The organism is Mycobacterium parmense, assembly GCF_010730575.1.
GTDB classification, from domain to species: Bacteria; Actinomycetota; Actinomycetes; order Mycobacteriales; family Mycobacteriaceae; genus Mycobacterium; species Mycobacterium parmense.
Genome location: NZ_AP022614.1, coordinates 5,889,190 through 5,908,547, shown reverse-complemented (window position 1 = coordinate 5,908,547; position 19,358 = coordinate 5,889,190). Strand labels below are relative to the sequence as shown.

The 19,358-nt window shown below is 69.8% G+C and carries 16 protein-coding genes and 1 tRNA gene; 9 read left to right on the top strand and 8 right to left on the bottom strand.

The window, feature by feature from the left end:
- Genes G6N48_RS27390 through G6N48_RS27380 form a run of 3 tightly spaced genes read left to right on the top strand, consistent with a single transcriptional unit; the run spans position 1 to position 4,187 of the window.
- The gene (locus G6N48_RS27390; RefSeq protein ID WP_085269757.1) at positions 1 to 933 is read left to right on the top strand and encodes a potassium-transporting ATPase subunit C; all 933 of its coding nucleotides are present in this window, start codon (positions 1 to 3) and stop codon (positions 931 to 933) included.
- A 12-nt stretch (positions 934 to 945) separates the two neighbouring features.
- Entirely contained in the window at positions 946 to 3,507 is a 2,562-nt protein-coding gene (locus tag G6N48_RS27385) for a sensor histidine kinase (RefSeq protein ID WP_085269758.1), read from the top strand.
- Entirely contained in the window at positions 3,504 to 4,187 is a 684-nt protein-coding gene (locus G6N48_RS27380; RefSeq protein ID WP_085269759.1) for a response regulator, read from the top strand. Before G6N48_RS27385 ends, G6N48_RS27380 begins: the two co-directional genes overlap by 4 nt.
- Positions 4,188 to 4,249: 62 nt before the next feature.
- Here the strand turns inward: G6N48_RS27380 and G6N48_RS27375 are convergent, their stop codons facing one another.
- The 8 genes from G6N48_RS27375 to G6N48_RS27340 all read right to left on the bottom strand — a co-directional run bounded on the left by G6N48_RS27375 (position 4,250) and on the right by G6N48_RS27340 (position 13,884).
- On the bottom strand, positions 4,250 to 5,194 hold the full coding sequence (locus tag G6N48_RS27375) for a Ppx/GppA phosphatase family protein (protein WP_085269760.1): 945 nt from the start codon (positions 5,192 to 5,194) through the stop codon (positions 4,250 to 4,252).
- Positions 5,188 to 5,676: a DUF501 domain-containing protein gene (locus G6N48_RS27370; protein WP_085269761.1), complete on the bottom strand. Its 489-nt coding sequence runs from the start codon at positions 5,674 to 5,676 to the stop codon at positions 5,188 to 5,190. The genes G6N48_RS27375 and G6N48_RS27370 overlap by 7 nt, the downstream gene beginning before the upstream one ends.
- On the bottom strand, positions 5,669 to 6,334 hold the full coding sequence (locus G6N48_RS27365) for an FtsB family cell division protein (protein WP_085269762.1): 666 nt from the start codon (positions 6,332 to 6,334) through the stop codon (positions 5,669 to 5,671). The genes G6N48_RS27370 and G6N48_RS27365 overlap by 8 nt, the downstream gene beginning before the upstream one ends.
- Position 6,335: 1 nt before the next feature.
- The gene (eno, locus tag G6N48_RS27360) at positions 6,336 to 7,625 is read right to left on the bottom strand and encodes a phosphopyruvate hydratase (protein ID WP_085269763.1); all 1,290 of its coding nucleotides are present in this window, start codon (positions 7,623 to 7,625) and stop codon (positions 6,336 to 6,338) included.
- Between the two features lie 62 nt (positions 7,626 to 7,687).
- Complete coding sequence (locus G6N48_RS27355) at positions 7,688 to 8,422, bottom strand: lytic transglycosylase domain-containing protein (protein WP_085269764.1); 735 nt, start codon at positions 8,420 to 8,422, stop codon at positions 7,688 to 7,690.
- A gap of 127 nt (positions 8,423 to 8,549) precedes the next feature.
- Positions 8,550 to 9,527: a nucleoside triphosphate pyrophosphohydrolase gene (locus G6N48_RS27350; RefSeq protein WP_085269765.1), complete on the bottom strand. Its 978-nt coding sequence runs from the start codon at positions 9,525 to 9,527 to the stop codon at positions 8,550 to 8,552.
- Positions 9,524 to 13,192 (bottom strand): transcription-repair coupling factor, encoded by a 3,669-nt coding sequence (gene mfd, locus G6N48_RS27345; RefSeq protein WP_085269766.1) that lies wholly within the window; start codon positions 13,190 to 13,192, stop codon positions 9,524 to 9,526. Before mfd ends, G6N48_RS27350 begins: the two co-directional genes overlap by 4 nt.
- A 98-nt stretch (positions 13,193 to 13,290) precedes the next feature.
- Positions 13,291 to 13,884 (bottom strand): TetR/AcrR family transcriptional regulator, encoded by a 594-nt coding sequence (locus tag G6N48_RS27340; RefSeq protein WP_139825850.1) that lies wholly within the window; start codon positions 13,882 to 13,884, stop codon positions 13,291 to 13,293.
- Positions 13,885 to 14,044: 160 nt separating this feature from the next.
- On the opposite strand from G6N48_RS27340, the gene G6N48_RS27335 reads away from it, so the two are divergent.
- The 6 genes from G6N48_RS27335 to G6N48_RS27310 all read left to right on the top strand — a co-directional run bounded on the left by G6N48_RS27335 (position 14,045) and on the right by G6N48_RS27310 (position 19,350).
- Positions 14,045 to 14,116, top strand: a tRNA-Gln gene (locus G6N48_RS27335).
- A gap of 118 nt (positions 14,117 to 14,234) precedes the next feature.
- Positions 14,235 to 15,722 carry a bifunctional UDP-N-acetylglucosamine diphosphorylase/glucosamine-1-phosphate N-acetyltransferase GlmU gene (glmU, locus tag G6N48_RS27330; protein ID WP_085269768.1) on the top strand — a complete coding sequence of 496 codons (1,488 nt, stop codon included), beginning with the start codon at positions 14,235 to 14,237 and terminating at the stop codon, positions 15,720 to 15,722.
- 91 nt (positions 15,723 to 15,813) lie between these two features.
- On the top strand, positions 15,814 to 16,794 hold the full coding sequence (locus G6N48_RS27325; protein WP_085270103.1) for a ribose-phosphate diphosphokinase: 981 nt from the start codon (positions 15,814 to 15,816) through the stop codon (positions 16,792 to 16,794).
- Between the two features lie 86 nt (positions 16,795 to 16,880).
- A complete protein-coding gene (locus G6N48_RS27320) occupies positions 16,881 to 17,534 on the top strand; it encodes an LpqN/LpqT family lipoprotein (RefSeq protein ID WP_139825827.1) in 654 nt (217 codons plus the stop codon).
- A 95-nt stretch (positions 17,535 to 17,629) separates the two neighbouring features.
- Positions 17,630 to 18,538: an oxidoreductase gene (locus G6N48_RS27315; protein WP_085269769.1), complete on the top strand. Its 909-nt coding sequence runs from the start codon at positions 17,630 to 17,632 to the stop codon at positions 18,536 to 18,538.
- A gap of 158 nt (positions 18,539 to 18,696) precedes the next feature.
- Entirely contained in the window at positions 18,697 to 19,350 is a 654-nt protein-coding gene (locus G6N48_RS27310; protein WP_085269770.1) for a 50S ribosomal protein L25/general stress protein Ctc, read from the top strand.
- Positions 19,351 to 19,358 lie beyond the last annotated feature (8 nt).

The following is a 19,358-nucleotide window of genomic DNA, read 5'->3' as shown; positions in this document are numbered from 1 at the left end:
ATGAAGTTCTCTCAATTCGTCCGCATGCACTGGGCGGCGCTGCGCGCGCTGCTGGTGCTGACCGTCATCACCGGCCTGGCCTACCCGCTGTTGGTCTGGCTCATCGCGCAGATCCCCGGACTGCACGACAATGCCGAGGGGTCGATCCTGACGGCGAACGGCAAACCGGTCGGCAGCAAGCTGATCGGGCAGCTGTTCACCGACTCCAGCGGCAACCCGTTGCCGCAGTACTTCCAGAGCCGCCCGTCGGCGGCCGGCAACGGCTACGACCCGACGTCCTCGGGGGCGAGCAACCTCGGGCCGGAGAACATCGTCGACACCCCCGCCGACCCGGCGCAACTGAAGGCCGGCAAGTCCGCCTCCGACGCCGGCTTCAAGCCGGGGCTGCTCACACAGGTGTGCTCGCGCAGTTCCTCGGTGGCGGCACTCGAGGGGCTGGGCAACGAGGCGGGGTCCCGGCCGTTCTGCACCGGCGGCGGTGTGGGCGCGGTCCTCTCGGTGATCGGCCCCCACGACGCACGCGGCAATGTGGTGCACCCGACCCGGGTCGTCAGCGTCAACGAACCGTGCGAGACGACGCAGACACCCTTCCTGCCGGTCTTCGAGGGCGTGCGGGTCGAGTGCGCGAAATACGGTGACGACTACTCGCTCGGCCAGATCGTCCCCATCCGGGGCGCGGCGCCCGCCGACCCCGCCGTGCCCGCCGACGCCGTGACCACCAGCGGCAGCGGCCTCGACCCCCACATCTCGCCGGCCTACGCGGACCTGCAGGTCACCCGGGTGGCCAAGGCCCGCCATGTCAGCCCCGATCAGATCCGCGCCGTGCTGGCGACTTTCCTCGACGGTCGCGGGCTCGGCTTCCTGGGCGAACCGACGGTCAACGTGCTGGAACTGAACCTGCAACTTGACCACCGCTACCCGGTCACAAGCTAGCGTCGCGGGTGGATGATGGTTGACGTGAACCCGGTTGACCAGCATCCCAAGCGCGGGGAGCTGCGCATCTACCTCGGCGCGGCTCCAGGTGTTGGAAAGACGTACGCGATGCTCGGCGAAGCGCACCGGCGGCTGGAACGGGGCACCGACGTGGTCGCGGCGGTCGTGGAAACACACGGACGGGCGAAAACCGCTGAGCTGATTGAGGGAATCGAGGTCATACCGCCGCGCTTCATCGAATACCGGGGCACCAGATTCGCCGAACTGGACGTGCCGGCAGTGCTGGCGCGCCACCCGCAGGTGGTCCTCGTCGACGAACTGGCACATACGAATACGCCCGGCAGCAAGAACGCCAAGCGGTGGCAGGACGTCGACGAGCTGCTCGACGCGGGGATCACGGTGATCTCCACCGTCAACGTGCAGCACCTGGAGAGCCTCAACGACGTCGTGGCCCAGATCACCGGCATCGAACAGCAGGAGACGATCCCTGACTCGATCGTGCGCCAGGCGGCGCAGGTCGAGCTCATCGATATCACTCCGGAAGCATTGCGCCGCAGGCTTTCCCATGGCAACGTTTATGCACCGGAGCGGATCGACGCGGCATTGTCCAACTACTTTCGCCGCGGCAACCTCACCGCGCTGCGGGAATTGGCGCTGCTCTGGCTCGCCGACCAGGTCGACACCGCGCTCGCCAAGTACCGTGCGGAGAACAAGATCACCGACACCTGGGAGGCGCGGGAGCGGGTCGTGGTGGCGGTGACAGGCGGCCCGGAGTCGGAAACGTTGGTGCGCAGGGCATCCCGCATCGCGTCGAAGTCCAGCGCCGAGCTGATGGTGGTGCACGTCGTGCGCGGCGACGGGTTGGCCGGCCTGTCGACATCCCGGATGGCGAAGATTCGTGAGCTGTCCAACAGCCTCGGCGCGTCCCTGCACACGGTGGTCGGGGACGACGTGCCCGGCGCCCTGCTCGATTTCGCCCGCGAGATGAATGCCACCCAGCTGGTGATCGGCACGTCGCGCCGGTCCCGCTGGGCGCGCATGTTCGAGGAGGGCATCGGACCGGCGGTCGTCGAGCGTTCCGGGAAGATCGACGTGCACCTGGTCACCCACGAGGAGTCGAACCGCGGCCTGCGGCTGGCCACACTCTCGCCACGCGAGCGGCGCGCCACGTCCTGGTTGGCGGCCTTCATCGTGCCGTCGCTCATCTGCGCGACCACGGTGAAGCTTTTGGACCGCTACCTGGACAACGGCGGAGAAAGCGCACTGTTCTTCGTCGGGGTGTTGCTGGTCGGGCTGTTCGGCGGCGTTGCGCCCGCGGCGCTTTCGGCGGTGCTGTCCGGGCTGCTGCTGAACTACTTCCTGATCGCCCCGCGGCACAGCTTCACCATCGCCGAACCGAACAGCGCTATCACCGAGTTGGTCCTGCTCATGATCGCGGTCGCTGTCGCGGTGCTGGTCGACGGCGCAGCCAAACGCACCCGGGAGGCGCGGCGCGCGTCGCAGGAAGCGGAGCTGCTCACGCTGTTCGCCGGATCTGTGCTGCGCGGTGCCGATCTCGAGACGCTCCTCGAGCGCGTGCGCGAGACATACGGTCAGCGCGCCGTCAGCATGATGCGGGAGCCCGGCGAGGAGGCCCGCGCGGGCGGCGCCAAGGGCTACCTCGTCGCCTGCGTGGGCAAAGACCCCTGCGTGACGACGGACTCCGCCGACACCGCGATCGAGGTCGGCGACGAAGAGTTCTGGATGCTGTTGGCCGGCAAGAAGCTCTCCGCGCGGGACCGCCGGGTGCTGACCGCGGTGGCAAAGCAGGCGGCCGGGTTGATCCGGCAGCGCGAGCTGGCCGAAGACGCCAGCCGCGCCGAGGCGGTCATGCGGGCCGACGAGCTGCGCCGCTCGCTGCTTTCGGCGGTCAGCCACGACCTGCGCACGCCGCTGGCGGCGGCCAAGGTCGCCGTGTCCAGCCTGCGCGCCGAGGACGTCGCGTTTTCCGCCGAGGACACCGCGGAGTTGCTGGCGACCATCGAGGAATCGATCGACCAGCTGACGGCGCTGGTCGGCAACCTGCTCGACTCCTCGCGCCTGGCCGCCGGCGTGGTCCGTCCGGAGCTGCGCCGGGTGTACCTGGAGGAGACGGTGCAGCGCGCGCTGGTCAGCATCGGCAAGGGCGCCACCGGCTTCTACCGGTCCGCCATCGACCGCGTCAAGGTCGACGTCGGCGACGCCGTGGTGCTGGCCGACCCCGGCTTGCTGGAGCGGGTCTTCGCCAACCTGATCGACAACGCGCTGCGTTACGCGCCCAACTGCGTGGTGCGGGTCAACGCGGGACGGGTGGGCGACCGCGTCCTGATCAACGTGATCGACGAGGGTCCCGGAATTCCGCACGGGGCCGAAGACCAGATCTTCGAGGCGTTCCAGCGGCTCGGCGATCACGACAACACCACCGGGGTGGGTCTGGGCATGTCGGTGGCACGCGGCTTCGTCGAGGCGATGGGCGGCACGATCCAGGCCAGCGACACCCCGGGCGGCGGGCTCACCGTGATCGTGGATCTGCTTGCACCGCAGGGGGTGCGATGAGCACCCGGGTGCTGGTGATAGACGACGAGCCGCACATCCTGCGCGCGCTGCGCATCAACCTGTCGGTGCGCGGCTACGAGGTGATCACCGCCTCGTCCGGCGCCGGGGCCCTGCGCGCCGCCGCCGAGCACAAGCCCGACGTGGTGATCCTCGACCTCGGGTTGCCCGACATCTCGGGCATCGAGGTGCTCGAGGGTCTGCGAGGCTGGCTCACGGCGCCGGTGATCGTGTTGTCGGCGCGCACGGACTCCTCGGACAAGGTCGAGGCGCTGGACGCCGGCGCCGACGACTACGTCACGAAACCCTTCGGCATGGACGAGTTCCTGGCCCGGCTGCGCGCGGCCGTGCGCCGCAACGCCGCCGCCTCCGAAACCGACGAACCCGTCGTCGAGACCGACGCCTTCACCGTCGACCTTGCCGCCAAGAAGGTCACCAAGAACGGCGGCGAGGTCCACCTGACCCCGACCGAATGGGGGATGCTGGAGGTGCTGGTGCGCAACCGCGGCAAGCTGGTGGGCCGCGAGGAACTGCTCAAGGAGGTCTGGGGGCAGGCATACGCCACCGAAACCCATTATCTGCGTGTGTATCTCGCGCAGCTGCGGCGCAAGCTCGAGGACGACCCGTCGCACCCGAAGCACCTGCTGACCGAATCGGGCATGGGCTATCGGTTCGAGGCCTGAGGTGGCGTCGCCGGGCCCGGCCTCTTCCAGGGACTGGCATGACGGCAGCGGTCTAGCCGTCCCTAGCCGGAGATCGAGAGCACGATGCCGTCCAGGATGTCGTGCTCGCTGACGGTCAGCTCGTCGATGCCGGCGCGGGCGCGCAATTCGCGCGCCAGTTCCTCCACCACGATCGCCCCGCCGCCGATCACGTCGGCCCTTCCCTCGTGCATCGGCGGCAACGCCGCGCGCTCGGCCCGCGACATGGCGATCAACCGCTCGCACACCGCCAACAGTTCGCGACCGCGGACGCGCGAAAGATGAATGGCCGCAGAGTCATACGTCGTCATGTTGTGCGCCAGCGCCGACAAGGTGGTCATGGTCCCGGCCACACCCACCCAGGTCCGCGCCCCCTCGACGGGCACCGCGCCCAGCGCGGCCTCGAGGCGCTCGCGCACCACCCGGCGTGCGGCCGCCACCTCCCCCGCCGTCGGCGGGTCGGAGTGCAGGCAGCGTTCGGTCAGCCGCACGCACCCGATGTCGGCCGAGTAGCTCGCCACCACCGCGGCGCCGCCCAAAACGATCTCGGTGGACCCTCCCCCCAGGTCGACGACGACGAAAGGCCCTGCGGCGGGGTCCATCTCGGCGACGGCCCCGCGGAAGGACAGCTCTGCCTCCTCGGCGCCGGTGATCACCTCGGCCACCGCCCCCGGGAGCACGGCGCCCAGCACCTCGGCCGTCATCGCGAAGAAGGCTTCGCGGTTGGCGACGTCGCGCGCGGCCGAGGTGGCCACCATCCGCACGCGCTCGACGCCGTGCCATTCCAGCATTTCCGCGTAGTCGGACAGCGCCGCCCGCGTCCGCGCGATCGCCTCGGGCGCGAACTCGCCGGTCGCGTCGACACCCTGACCCAGCCGCACGATTCGCGTCTCGCGATGCACGTCGCGCAACCCTGCACCGGACCGCTCGGCGACGAGCAGTCGAATAGAGTTGGTGCCGCAGTCGATTCCCGCGATCCGACTCACCACTGCCCGACCACCAGAACGTGGGCCATCGCGGGCTCCCTGGCCAGGATCGCCAGCGCCTCGTCACCGAGCGGGTTGCAGCCCGGACCCTTGGCCAGCGAGTGGGCGATCAGAACGTGCAGGCACTTAACCCGGTCCGGCATCCCCCCACCGGAGAACGTCGTTCCCAGCGGCTCGATGGCGTCGCGCTCGGCCAGATAGGCCTCGTGGGCCCGGCGATAGGCCGCGGCCAGCTGGGCATCCCGGCCCAGTCGATCGGTCATCTCGCGCATCAGCCCCGTCGTCTCCAGCCGGCTGGCGGCCGCGGTCAGCACCGGATGCGTCAGGTAGTACAACGTCGGAAACGGTGTGCCGTCAGGCAGTTTCGGTGCAGTCTTGACCACCCCGGGCTGTCCGTCGGGGCAGCGGTAGGCGATCTCCAGCACGCCGCGCGGCTCACGCCCGAGCTGACGCGCCACCGCCTCGACGTCGGCGCGGTCAACCACCGGGAGGCGAGGGAGGGGTCGCGGGACCGGGCGTTTCGGGCGCGTTCGGCGGCAGGTGCGGGTTGTCGGCGATGGTGTGCCACAACGCCGTGTACCAGGGGTCGCTGCTGGCGGGCTTGGCCGACGGTGATCCCGGCTGGGCGGGCACCGCGGCCGTCGGCGGGAGCTGAACCTGGAACGGAGTGGATCCGGGCATCACGAAGCCGAGGCGCTCCCGGGCCTGGGCCGCGATGTAAGCCGGGTCGTCGAGCTTGCTCTTCTTCTGTTCGAGGTCGCTGATCTGACGGCGCAGCGCGGCCTCGCTTGCCGACAACTGCTCCATCTCCGTGCGTTGGGCGAAGTACGTGCGGACCGGGCCGGTGATGGTCAGGGTCAGCACGCAGACCAGCGCGGCCAGCACCGCCGCCCGCCGCGCGGTGAAGCCCAGCCGCTGATCGGACCGCTGCTCGACGGATTCGGCGGCTTGCCGCTTGATCGGCTCGACGACATGCTCCTGCAGCGACCGCCCGCCGTTGCGGCTGGTGTGGCCCGCCGTCTGCGAGGGCTTGGACGACGGCTTGGCGGACGGCTTGGCCGAGCGCCGGCGCCGAACCGTATCGCCGGCCTTCCCCGGGCGCGATGCCGGGGCGCGCCGCTTCGGATCCGGCTTGGGCGTCAAGCTATTTCGCCTCCGGGCCGAACCTCGGGAATGCGAGGTCGCCGGCGTAGCGGGCGGCGTCGCCCAGTGCCTCCTCGATGCGCAGCAGCTGGTTGTACTTCGCGACACGCTCGCTGCGGGCGGGCGCACCCGTCTTGATCTGCCCGCTTCCCACGGCAACCGCCAGGTCGGCGATGGTGGTGTCCTCGGTCTCGCCGCTGCGGTGGCTGATCATCGTGCGGTACCCGCTGTGGTGGGCGAGCGCGACGGCATCCAGCGTCTCGGTCAACGTACCGATCTGATTCACCTTGACCAGCAACGCGTTTGCCACACCCTTCTCGATGCCTTCCTCGAGTCGCTCGGGGTTGGTGACGAAGATGTCATCGCCGACGATCTGCACCTTGTCGCCGATCGACGCGGTCAGCGTCGCCCACCCGTCCCAGTCGTTCTCGTACAGCGGGTCCTCGATGGACACCAGGGGGTAGGACTTCAACAGGCCCGCATAGAACTCGGTCATCTGCTCGGCGGTGCGGGTGCTGCCCTCGAACGCATACTCGGTGCCGTCGGTGTGGAACTCGTTGGCCGCGGCGTCGAGGGCCAGCGCCACGTCGTCGCCGAGCTTGAGGCCCACCGACTCGATGGCCTGGGAGATGAGGTCCAGCGCGGCGGTGGTGCCGGCCACGTTCGGGGCGAAGCCGCCCTCGTCGCCCAGGCCGGTGCTCAGGCCCTGCTTTTTGAGCACCGCTTTCAGCGCGTGGTAGACCTCGGCGCCCCAGCGCAGCGCCTCGCCGAAGCTGGGGGCGCCGATCGGCGCCACCATGAACTCCTGGATGTCCACCGAGGTGTCGGCGTGCGCGCCGCCGTTGAGGATGTTCATCATCGGCACCGGCATGATGTGGGCGTTCGGGCCGCCGATGTAGCGGAACAGCGGCAGCTCGGCGGAGTCGGCCGCCGCCTTCGCGGTCGCCAGCGAGACACCCAGGATCGCGTTGGCACCCAGCCGGGACTTGTCGGGGGTTCCGTCGAGGTCCACCAGCGCCTGGTCCACCAGCCGCTGGTCGTCGGCGTTCAGGCCGATCACCGCCGGACCTATCTCGTCGAGCACGGCCTCCACGGCCTTACGCACGCCCTTGCCGCCGTAGCGCTTGCCGCCGTCGCGCAGCTCGACGGCCTCGTGCTCGCCGGTCGACGCGCCGGACGGCACCGCCGCACGGGAAAACGTGCCGTCACTCAGGGCAATCTCGACCTCGATCGTCGGGTTGCCGCGGGAATCGAGGATCTCGCGGGCCCCGACCTGCTCGATAATCGGCACTGAATTCTCCTTGCGTGGTAGCCGATGCGTGGACGTCGCGCAGCGTTGCGCAATACATCCTTCTACAGCGGGTGCCCAGCCGCATAAGCGGTCGCCCAGTCCCGCACCGCACGCGCATAGACGCCGGAGTTGTTGTAGGCCCGCAGGGCGGTGATCCACCCCCGCGGCGTCGCGAGATCCTTCCCGCGCCAGCACAGATAACCCGCCGCGGCCAGGGCGGCGTCGTCGATGTTGTCCGGGCTGACCCGCCCGTCGTTGTGGGCGTCCACGCCGTAGAGCCGCCACGTCTCGGGGATGAACTGCATCGGCCCCATCGCCCGCGTCACGCCGTCGCCGTCGGTCACGGACTCCTCGCTGTCGACGATGCGCAGATTGCCCCCGCTGCCGTCCAGACGGACACCGCGGATGGGAGGGTTCACGTCTCCGTTCGGCGACAGCCGCGAGCCGCGATACGTGCCGTGGTGGCTCTCCACCTGGCCGATTCCGGCCAGTGTGGTCCAGGCGACATGACACTTCGGGTTCTCCACCTCGGCGACGCGGGCGGCGTAGGCATATGCCTCGAGCGCGATCACGGGGATCTCCAGGGCGGCCGACCGCTTCTCCGCCCATGCGCGCAACTGGTCCGCGGGACGGCCGCTGGCATGCGTGTCCACCGGTGGCACCGGGTCCCCGGCCGGCGGCGGAACGCCCTCGGGGATGAACAGGCTGAGCTGCCAGGTGCAACTCGAGGCCAGCAGCATCGCGGTCGCGCCGATCACGGCGACCGCGCGCACCCAACGCCTCGGCGAAACAACCATGCCTCTTTAGAGCTCCCCTGAAACTTCCTCTATGCCCTTCACGCCCACAATCATCGTCCCACGAGTTTCGGCGCCAACCGCTTGATGCGCGGTTCCAACACACCGTCAGGACATCGGTTTCGGCCGGTCACCCGTTAGCTAGCGGGCACTCCTGACCCGCCCCGGAAGCGGAATCACCCGGCGGCCAGTGCGCGCGCCATTCCTCCTCGGTCACTTCGCCCAGCGGGACGAGGTCGAACTCCTCGGGAACACTGCCCCCGCGGCGGGTGGCGGCGATGGCCCGCTCGACGGTGCGCACCCGGTCGACGAATTCCAGAACCGAGGTGCGCAGTGCGCTTTCCGCGTCGTGGTCGGACGACACCGAGATCGACACGATGTCGGCGGGGATCAGGTCGGCGGGCACGCCCGCCTTCTCGGCGCGCTGAATCACCTTCTGCGCCAGCGCAAGCGCGGGCTGCCCGGTGTGCACACCGTCCATCACCGAGTTCCGCGGCTTTTCGGCCGCCTTGCGCTCCTCCCATTGGGCCAGCTGATCTTCCAGCGAAATCGATTGCCCCGCAAGCACACCCGGGACCCGATTGCCGAGCTTGCGCATCAGCGTGGCCGCTACGTCGTCAATGGTGAACGGGAACTGCGGCGCCTCCTCGGCGATGCGGGCGTGGAAGAGGACCTGCAGCAACACGTCACCGAGCTCTTCGCGGACCTGATCGGCGTTGCCGCCGCGCACGGCGTCCAACAGCTCGTAGGTCTCCTCCAGCAGGAATCGGCGCAACGAGTCGTGGGTTTGCTCGCTTTCCCACGGCCCGGCGGTGCGCAGTTTGTCCATCATCGCCACCGCGTCGACCAGCCGCTCGCCGCGCGGCGTCTCCGGCGCCGAGATGAGCCGCGCCCCGGCCGCCAGCCGGGCGGTGACCGCCGGGTGCTCGGGATCGGACGAGAGCAGCACCGGGGCGTCGTCGCCGAAGTGCACCGGGCGGGCCGCGGGCAGCGACCAGGGCACCGCCACGGGCATCTCTTCGGTGTACTGCACCTCTCCGGTCAGGAACTCGATGGCTTCGACGGGAACCAGCGACGGGCGACGGGGGTCGAACAAGACGACGATCACGGGCGCCGCTCCTCACCGGACATCGCTGCGGATTCACTCGTTATACCAATGTCCGTCTGCGGTTTACCCTGCAAGGCCGTCACCAGGTTGGCCACCATCTGCACGAGCTCGACGTCACGGATGCGCGGCGCGCCCACCCCGCCGGCGCGCGGAATGGGCACCTGCACGATGTTCGTCGTGGCGCGGTAGTTTGCCGCCGGATACATCCGCTTGAGCCGCACCTGGGCGGAGTCGGGCAGGTCGATGGGCGACAGCCGCACGGTCGCCGCCGACGGTGCCGACACCTCGGTGATGCCGGCCGCGCGGCACAGCAGGCGCAGCCGGGCCACCGCCACCAGGCGCTCGGCGGGCTCCGGCAGCGCGCCGTAGCGGTCGACCAGCTCCTCCACGACGGCTTCGATCTCACCGTCGCCGGCCGCCGCGGCCAGCCGCCGGTAGGCCTCCAGCCGCAGCCGATCGCTGCCGATGTAGTCCGGCGGCAGGTGGGCGTCGACCGGCAGGTCGATGCGCACGTCCTTGGGCTCCTCGGCGGTGGTCACCGTCAGCCCGTCGGCGGCGGCCCGGTACGCCTCGACCGCCTCGCCCACCAGCCGCACGTACAGGTCGAACCCCACCCCGGCGACGTGCCCGGACTGCTCGACGCCCAGCACGTTGCCCGCCCCGCGGATCTCGAGGTCCTTGAGCGCGACGGCCATGCCCGCGCCGAGCTCGTTGTTCTGCGCGATGGTCGCCAGCCGGTCGTAGGCCGTCTCGGTCAGCGGCGTGTGCGGCGGATACAGGAAGTAGGCGTACCCGCGTTCGCGGCTGCGACCGACCCGGCCGCGCAGCTGATGCAGCTGTGAGAGACCGAAAGTGTCGGCGCGCTCGACGATCAGGGTGTTGGCGTTGGAGATGTCCAGACCGGTCTCCACGATCGTGGTGCACACCAGGATGTCGTATTCACGGTTCCAGAACCCCGCAACGGTGCGTTCCAGCCGCTCCTCGGGCATTTGCCCGTGCGCGACGACGATGCGCGCCTCGGGCACCAGCTCGCGCAGCCGCGCCGCGGTCCCGTCGATCGAGCTGACCCGGTTGTGCACGTAGAAAACCTGCCCGTCGCGCAGCAGTTCCCTGCGCAGCGCGGCCGCCACCTGCTTGTCGTCCTGCGGGCCCACGTAGGTCAGCACCGGGTAGCGCTCCTCGGGCGGCGTCAGGATCGTCGACATCTCCCGGATGCCGGCCAGGCTCATCTCCAACGTCCGCGGGATCGGGGTGGCGCTCATGGTCAGCACGTCGACGTGGGTGCGCAGCGCCTTGATGTGCTCCTTGTGCTCGACACCGAACCGCTGCTCCTCGTCGACCACGACCAGCCCCAGGTCCTTCCAGCGCACGCCGGTCTGCAGCAGGCGGTGGGTGCCGATCACGATGTCGACAGACCCGTCGGCCATGCCGTCGATCACGGCGCGGGACTCGGCGGCGTCGGTGAACCGCGACAGCCCCTTGACGGTCACCGGGAAGCCCGCCATCCGGTCGGTGAACGTCTGCAGATGCTGGTCGGCCAGCAGCGTGGTGGGCACCAGCACGGCGACCTGCTTGCCGTCCTGGACCGCCTTGAACGCCGCCCGCACGGCGATTTCGGTCTTGCCGTAGCCGACGTCGCCGCAGATCACCCGGTCCATCGGGATCGACTTCTCCATGTCGGCCTTGACCTCGGTGATCGCGGTGAGCTGGTCGACGGTCTCGGTGAACCCGAACGCGTCCTCCATCTCGGCCTGCCACGGGGTGTCGGGCCCGAACGCGTGCCCGGGGCTGGCCTGCCGCTTGGCGTACAGCGCCACCAGCTCCCCCGCGATCTCGCGCACCGCGCGGCGCGCCTTGGTCTTGGTGTTGGCCCAGTCGCTGCCGCCCAGCTTGCTCAACGCCGGCGCCTGCCCGCCCACGTAGCGGGAGAGCTGGTCCAGCGAGTCCATCGGGACATACAGCTTGTCCGTGTTTTGGCCGCCGCTGCCCCTTTTGGACGAGGCGTATTCGAGCACCAGGTACTCGCGGCGGGCGCCGCCGACGGTGCGCTCGACCATCTCCACGAACCGCCCGATGCCGTGCTGGTCGTGCACCACCAGGTCGCCCGCGGACAGGGCAAGCGGGTCGACGGTGTTGCGCCGCTTGGCCGCAAGCCGCTTGCCCTCGACCGCCGTGGCCCGGCTGCCGGTCAGATCCGTCTCGGTGATCACCACCAGGTTCGCACCCGGGATCACGATCCCGTCGTGCAGCGGGCCCTTGAGCACCCCGACGAGGCCGGCCTTGGGGGCGGCGCCGGGTTCGAGCATGGCGGCGGGGGTGTCGGAATCGGCGAGCCGTTCCACCACCCGGTGGGCGGTGCCCGTGCCCGGCGTCACCACCACCGCGTGGCCGCCGGTCGTCACGTGCGCGCGCAGCATCGCGAAGATGCCGTCGATGTCGCTCTGGTGACCGCGCGCCGACGGCGACGGCCTGACGTCGAGCTCCATCGCCGACTCGCCGGACAACTGGCTCAGGGTCCACCAGGGATGGCCGGCGGCGGACGCGGCGGCGCGCACGTCGTCCAGTTCGGCGAAGCCCGTCCCACCGAGCTGCTCGACGTCGACGGGCGCGTCCGTGCCCAGCGCGGCGACCGACCACGACGCCTCGAGAAACTCCCGGCCCGTCTTGATCAGGTCCGCGGCGCGGGTGCGCACCTTCTCCGGGTCGCACAGCAGGACCGGGGTGCCCTCGGCCAGCTGGTCGGTGAGCAGCACGTGAGCCCCGTTCTGTGCGGGATGCAGCACCTCGACCAGCGCCTCCATCCCGTCGACCGGGATGCCTTCGGCGAGCTTGGCCAGCATGTCGGACACGCTGCCGGTGATGGCGGGCTGACTGCCGGAATGCCGCGCGCAAAGCTGGGCGGCCCGCTCCCGCACGTCGTCGGTCAGCAGCAGCTCGCGGCACGCGACGGCGACCACGGCGTCCACCTCGAGCTCCGGGATGGAGCGCTGGTCGGCGACCGCGAACATTCGCATCTCGCTGACCTCGTCCCCCCAGAACTCGACGCGCACCGGGTGCTCCGCGGTGGGCGGGAAGACGTCGAGAATCCCGCCGCGCACGGCGAATTCGCCGCGCCGCCCGACCATGTCCACGCGGGTGTACGCCAGCTCGACGAGCCGGGAAACCACCTCCTCGAACGCGACCTCCTCGCCCGTGACGAGGGTGACCGGTTCGACCAGCCCCAGCTGCGGGGTCATCGGCTGCAGCAGCGAGCGCACCGTCGTCACCACCACCCGCAGCGGCGGTCCCAGGCGCGCGTCGTCGGGATGGGCCAGCCGGCGCAGCACCATCAGCCGGGCGCCCACGGTGTCCACGCCGGGCGAGAGCCGCTCGTGCGGCAGGGTCTCCCACGAGGGGAACACAGCCACGGCTGCGCCGAGGACGCCGCGCAGCTCGGCGGCCAGGTCGTCGGCTTCGCGCCCCGTCGCGGTCACCACCAGCAGGGGGCCCAGCCGCGCGAGCGCCGCGGCGACGAACAACCGTGCGCTGGCCGGACCGACCATGCTCAGCTCGGCGGGCCGGGCGGCCGCGAGATCGGTCAGCTGCTGGAAGGTCGGCGCCGTCAGCGCCGTTTCCACGAGCCCCGCGATCGGGGTTTCGGAAAGAGCAGGCCCCGGTGCGGTCATGATGAATCCATTCTAGGGGGCCGCGAGAAGCACTGAACGCCGTCGAGATTCGCGCCCGGGCGCCGACGGGGTTTCGCGCGCCGACCTGCCCCGGCGGGCTACTCGTCCTGCAGCCGCGGGTCGGCCTCCAGGTGGGTCAGCCCGTTCCACATGAGGTTGACCAGGTGCGCGGCGACCACTTCCTTCTTGGGCTCGCGGGTGTCCAGCCACCACTGCGCCGTCATCGACACCGATCCCACCAGCGCCTGCGCGTACAGCGGCGCCAGGTCGGGATCCAGCCCGCGGCGTGCGAAGTCGCCGGCCAGGATCGAACTGACCTGGTTGACGGCGTCGTTGAGCAGGCTGGAATAGGTGCCCGAACTGATCGAGGCCGGCGAGTCGCGGATCATGATCCGGAAGCCGTCGGTGCGCTCTTCGACGTAGGTGAGCAACGCCAGCGCGACGCGCTCGACGCGCACCCGGGACCTGTTGTTGGTCAGCGACGATGTGATGCCGTCCAGCAGCGCCGACATCTCGCGGTCGACGACCACGGCGTACAGGCCCTCCTTGCCGCCGAAATGCTCGTAGACGACCGGCTTGGAGACGTTGGCGCGCTGGGCGATCTCCTCGATCGACGTGCCCTCATAGCCGCGTTCGGCGAACAGCGAGCGTGCGATGCCGATGAGTTGTCGGCGCCGCTCGGTGCCGGTCATCCTGGCGCGCGGCGCCCGCGCCTCTTTGTCCGGCTCTTTCTGCGGGTGGGGGTCCGGCAGGGCCACGCCGATCAGCGTATCGGTTTGGTCGGCATCGCCGGCCGACTAAAGTCTCGGGTTGGGCGGTCGGTGGTTAAGCTCGGCTCGCCGTGGTACGCGGTCCGTCGTGGTGTAATCGGCAGCACCTCTGATTTTGGTTCAGATAGTTCAGGTTCGAGTCCTGGCGACGGAGCCCAAACTTGGGCGAGTTCTTTGCCGCGAGCGCCCATGAAATGACACGCTTGACGGCGTGTCGGTGTACAAACACGCGCGCTCGGGGCCAAAGGCCCGGCGAGATATGGGGCGAGTCGATGTCGTTTCGTGGTGACACCGCGGTCCTGGTGCTGGCGGCCGGGCCCGGCACCCGGATGCGGTCGGACACCCCGAAGGTGCTGCACACGATCGCCGGCCGCAGCATGCTGTCGCACCTGCTGCATGCGGTCGACTCGGTCGCGCCCCGGCACCTCGTCGTCGTCCTCGGCCACGAACGGGGCCGCATCGCGCCGGTGGTCGCCGAACTGGCCGACGCCCTCGGACGCCCGATCGACGTCGCGGAACAACGACGACCGCTGGGCACCGGTCACGCGGTGCTGTGCGGTCTGTCCGCGCTGCCCGAGGATTACGCCGGCGTCGTCGTCGTCACCGCGGGCGACACCCCGCTCCTGGACTCCGACACGATCGCCGGGCTGATCGCGACGCACCGCGCGGCCGGGCTCGAGCGCGGGGCCGCGGTGACCGTGCTGACCACCACGCTCGACGACCCCAGCGGCTACGGTCGCATCCTGCGCACGCAGGACGACGAGGTCATGGCGATCGTCGAACACGCCGACGCGACGCCCTCGCAACGCGAGATCCGCGAGGTCAACGCCGGCGTCTACGCCTTCGACATCGCCGCGCTGCGCTCGGCCCTGAGCCGGCTGCGTTCCGACAACGCCCAGCAGGAGCTCTACCTCACCGACGTCATCGCCATCCTGCGCGGCGACGGCCTGGCCATCCACGCCCAGCACGTCGACGACAGCGCGCTGGTGGCCGGCGTCAACAACCGCGTCCAGCTGGCCCAGCTGGGCGCCGAGCTGAACCGCCGGATCGTCGCCGCGCACCAGATGGCGGGCGTCACCGTCATCGACCCGGCCACCACCTGGATCGACGTCGGCGTGACGATCGGTCGCGACACCGTCGTGCACCCCGGCACGCAGCTGCTGGGCGAAACCCGACTCGGCGCTCACTGCGTCGTGGGACCGGACACCACACTGGCCGATGTCACCGTCGGTGCCGGCGCGTCGGTGGTGCGCACGCACGGCTCGTCGTCGTCGATCGGCGCGGGCGCGACGGTCGGCCCGTTCACCTACCTGCGGCCCGGCACGGCGTTGGGCGCCGACGGCAAGCTCGGCGCGTTCGTCGAGACGAAGAACGCCACCATCGGGACCGGCACCAAGGTGCCGCACCTCACCTACGTCGGGGACGCCGACATCGGCGAACACAGCAACATCGGAGCGTCCAGCGTGTTCGTCAACTACGACGGCACCAGCAAGCGGCGCACCACCATCGGCTCACACGTGCGCACCGGGTCCGACACCATGTTCGTCGCCCCGGTGACCGTCGGCGACGGCGCCTACACCGGCGCGGGCACGGTGGTGCGCGACGACGTCCCGCCGGGCGCGCTGGCGGTTTCGGCCGGACCCCAGCGCAACATCGAAGGATGGGTGCAGCGCAAGCGGCCGGGCAGCGCGGCGGCGGAAGCGGCCGAACGGGCCGCCCAGGACGCGCGCCCGGCGTCCGACCCCGAACAGACACCATGAATTTCGCGGCTGGCAACCCGGGCGGAATTCCGTACCATTCGCTACGTACGATTGGGCTTCCATTTTGATTCTGAACGGCGAGGGCAGCGCGTTGAGCCACGACTGGTCCGATAACCGCAAGAACCTGATGCTTTTCTCGGGCCGCGCTCATCCCGAGCTGGCCGAGCAGGTAGCCAAGGAACTCGACGTCCACGTGACCGCGCAGACGGCGCGCGAGTTCGCCAACGGCGAGATCTTCGTCCGGTTCCACGAGTCGGTCCGGGGCTGCGACGCGTTCGTCCTGCAGTCGTGCCCCGCGCCGGTGAACAGCTGGCTGATGGAACAGCTGATCATGATCGACGCCCTCAAGCGGGGCAGCGCCAAGCGGATCACCGCCGTCATGCCGTTCTATCCCTACGCCCGTCAGGACAAGAAGCACCGCGGACGCGAGCCCATCTCCGCGCGACTGGTCGCCGACCTGCTCAAGACCGCCGGCGCCGACCGGATCGTCACGGTGGACCTGCACACCGACCAGATCCAGGGTTTCTTCGACGGTCCCGTGGACCACATGCGCGGGCAGAACCTGCTGACCGGCTACATCCGGGACAACTACCCCGACGGCAACATGGTGGTCGTCTCCCCCGACTCCGGCCGGGTGCGCATCGCCGAGAAATGGGCCGACGCGCTGGGTGGCGTCCCCCTGGCCTTCATCCACAAGACCCGCGACCCGCGGGTGCCCAACCAGGTGGTGTCCAACCGCGTCGTCGGTGAGGTCACCGGCCGCACCTGCGTGCTGATCGACGACATGATCGACACCGGCGGCACCATCGCCGGCGCGGTGAAGCTGCTGCGCGACGAAGGCGCCGGCGACGTGATCATCGCGGCGACGCACGGCGTGCTGTCCGACCCGGCCGCCGAACGCCTGGCCGCGTGCGGCGCCCGCGAAGTGATCGTCACCAACACGCTGCCGATCGGCGAGGAGAAGCGCTTCCCTCAGCTCACGGTGCTCTCGATCGCCCCGCTGGTCGCCAGCACCATTCGCGCCGTCTTCGAAAACGGCTCGGTCACAGGGCTGTTCGACGGGGACGCGTAGATGCCCGCCGGTTTCGAGCCGCCAATCGCCGAGCATCTGAGAACCGCGACGGGCAGCCGGCCGGTGGGCGCCTTCCGCGAGTTTCTGTGAGCACACGCGTCGTGGTGGTGCTCGCGACGGCGGCACTGACGCTGTCCGCGGTCGCCTGCGGCCCGACATCGCCGGACTACCAGTCGATCCTGGCGAGAAACTCCACGCCCAGCGCCACCACCACCCGGGTGGACAAGCCCGTGCCGCTGTCGCAGTATCTGCAGAGCATCGGGGTCACCGGGCAGCAGGTGGCGCCCAAGGACCTCACCGACCTGACGGTCTCGATTCCGACGCCACCGGACTGGACGCGGTTCACCAACCCGAACATCCCACCGGAGACGGTCATGATCTCCAAGGGCGCCAAGTACCCGACCGCCCGGCTCGTGGTGTTCAAGCTGATGGGCAACTTCGACCCGGCCCAGGTGATCAAGCACGGCAACGACGACGCCCAGCTGTTCGAGAACTTCAAACAGCTCGACGCCTCGACGGCGGACTTCAACGGCTTCCCGTCGTCGATGATCCAGGGCAGCTACGACCTCGACGGCACCCGGCTGCACAGCTGGAACCGCATCGTCATCGCCACCGGCTCGCCCCCTGCCGGGCAGCGCTACCTCGTTCAGCTCACGGTCACCAGCCTGGCGACGCAGGCGGTCGCGCAATCGACCGACATCGAGGCGATCATCCACGGATTCGTCGTCGCCGCGAAGTAAGTCGCCCGTTCGCGAACGTGCAACCGGCAACGCATTTGTCGAGACGGGGCGTCGGTGGGTGCAGTCTCGCGACGTCCTGGCCCTAGTGTTGGGGCATGACCAGTTGGACCGCCGCCGATCTGCCGTCGTTCGCCGGGCGCACCGCCGTCATCACCGGCGCCAACAGCGGGCTGGGCGCGGTGACGGCCCGCGAGCTGGCGCGCCGGGGCGCCAAGGTGATCCTGGCCGTCCGCGACACCGGCCGGGGCCAGGCCGCGGCGCGGCAGATGAGCGGCGACCTCGAGGTGCGGGAACTCGACCTGCAGGACCTGTCGTCCGTGCGGCGATTCGCCGACGGGGTGGGCGACAAGTTCGACCTGCTGGTCAACAACGCCGGCATCATGGCCTCCCCGTACGCCCTGACCGTCGACGGCTTCGAGAGCCAGATCGGCACCAACCACCTCGGCCATTTCGCGCTGACCAATCTGCTGCTGCCCAAGCTCACGGATCGGGTGGTAACGGTGTCGTCGATGGCGCACTGGGCCGGCAGGATCGACCTCGACGACCTGAACTGGCAGCGACGCAGGTATTCGCCCTGGCTGGCCTACAGCCAGTCGAAGCTGGCCAACCTGTTGTTCACCAGCGAACTGCAACGCCGCCTGGACGCGGTCGGCTCACCGCTTCGCGCGCTGGCTGCCCACCCCGGTTACTCGCACACCAACCTGCAGGGGGCCACCGGCCGCAAACTGGGCGACGCGCTGATGTCGGCGGTCACCAAGGTGGTGGCCACCGACGCCGACTTCGGCGCCCGGCAGACGCTGTACGCGGTGTCGCAGGACCTGCCGGGCGACACGTTCGTCGGTCCCCGGTTCGGCCAGACCGGCCGGACGCAGCCGGTCGGGCGCAGCAGGCGGGCACGGGACCCGCAGCTGGCGGCCGCGCTGTGGCGGCTGTCGGAACGGCTCACCGGCATCGAGTTCTCCCTGCGCTTCGCCGAGGGCGACAAGCCCATCGGGCACGCCTGACGCAAAGTCCGGATTTCTCCTCCGAGGTGCGGATGCGCTAACCTGACCGGGCGTCACGGCGAGGGTGTCCGGCCAGTCCGGCACCGTTATCGACGGAGACCGACGTATCGTCGCGACCCTGGCCGTGCCCGGAAGAACCCGCACACAGGAGCGACACGATGGCCAAGTCAGCAGTCAACCAATTGAAGGTCTCGGTGCGAACCGAGACGGGCAAGGGCGCCTCCCGGCGCGCCCGCCGCGATGGCAAGATTCCCGCCGTCCTCTACGGTCACGGCACCGACCCGCAGCACCTGGAACTGCCCGGCCACGACTTCGCGGCCGTGCTGCGGTACGCGGGCACCAACGCGGTGCTGACGCTCGACATCGAGGGCAAGGAGCAGCTGGCGCTGACCAAGGCGCTCGACATCCACCCGATCCGGCGCTCCATCCAGCACGCGGATCTGCTGGTCGTGCGCCGCGGCGAGAAGGTCGTCGTGGAGGTCAGGGTCGTCATCGAGGGTGACCCCGTGCCCGGCACCCTGGTCACCCAGGACGCCAACGCCATCGAGATCGAGGCCGACGCCATGTCGATCCCCGAGCAGTTGACGGTGTCCGTCGAGGGCGTCGAACCGGGCACCCAGTTCACCGCCGGCCAGATCTCCCTGCCGTCGGGTGTCAACCTGATCTCCGATCCCGAGCTGCTGGTGGTCAACGTGGTCACCGCACCGACCGCCGAGCAACTCGAGGAAGAGGGCGCGGGCGAGGTTCCCCAGCGGGAAGAGGAAGCCGCGCAGGCCTTCGACGCCGACGAGCCGGCCGAAGAGTCCGAGTAGGCGGACCG

Coding starts and splice junctions, on each gene's coding strand:
- G6N48_RS27390 (WP_085269757.1), top strand. CDS start 1: ATGAAGTTCTCTCAATTCGTCCGCATGCACTGGGCGGCGCTGCGCGCG.
- G6N48_RS27385 (WP_085269758.1), top strand. CDS start 946: ATGATGGTTGACGTGAACCCGGTTGACCAGCATCCCAAGCGCGGGGAG.
- G6N48_RS27380 (WP_085269759.1), top strand. CDS start 3,504: ATGAGCACCCGGGTGCTGGTGATAGACGACGAGCCGCACATCCTGCGC.
- G6N48_RS27355 (WP_085269764.1), bottom strand. CDS start 8,422: ATGGTTGTTTCGCCGAGGCGTTGGGTGCGCGCGGTCGCCGTGATCGGC.
- mfd (WP_085269766.1), bottom strand. CDS start 13,192: ATGACCGCACCGGGGCCTGCTCTTTCCGAAACCCCGATCGCGGGGCTC.
- G6N48_RS27340 (WP_139825850.1), bottom strand. CDS start 13,884: ATGACCGGCACCGAGCGGCGCCGACAACTCATCGGCATCGCACGCTCG.
- glmU (WP_085269768.1), top strand. CDS start 14,235: ATGTCGTTTCGTGGTGACACCGCGGTCCTGGTGCTGGCGGCCGGGCCC.
- G6N48_RS27315 (WP_085269769.1), top strand. CDS start 17,630: ATGACCAGTTGGACCGCCGCCGATCTGCCGTCGTTCGCCGGGCGCACC.
- G6N48_RS27310 (WP_085269770.1), top strand. CDS start 18,697: ATGGCCAAGTCAGCAGTCAACCAATTGAAGGTCTCGGTGCGAACCGAG.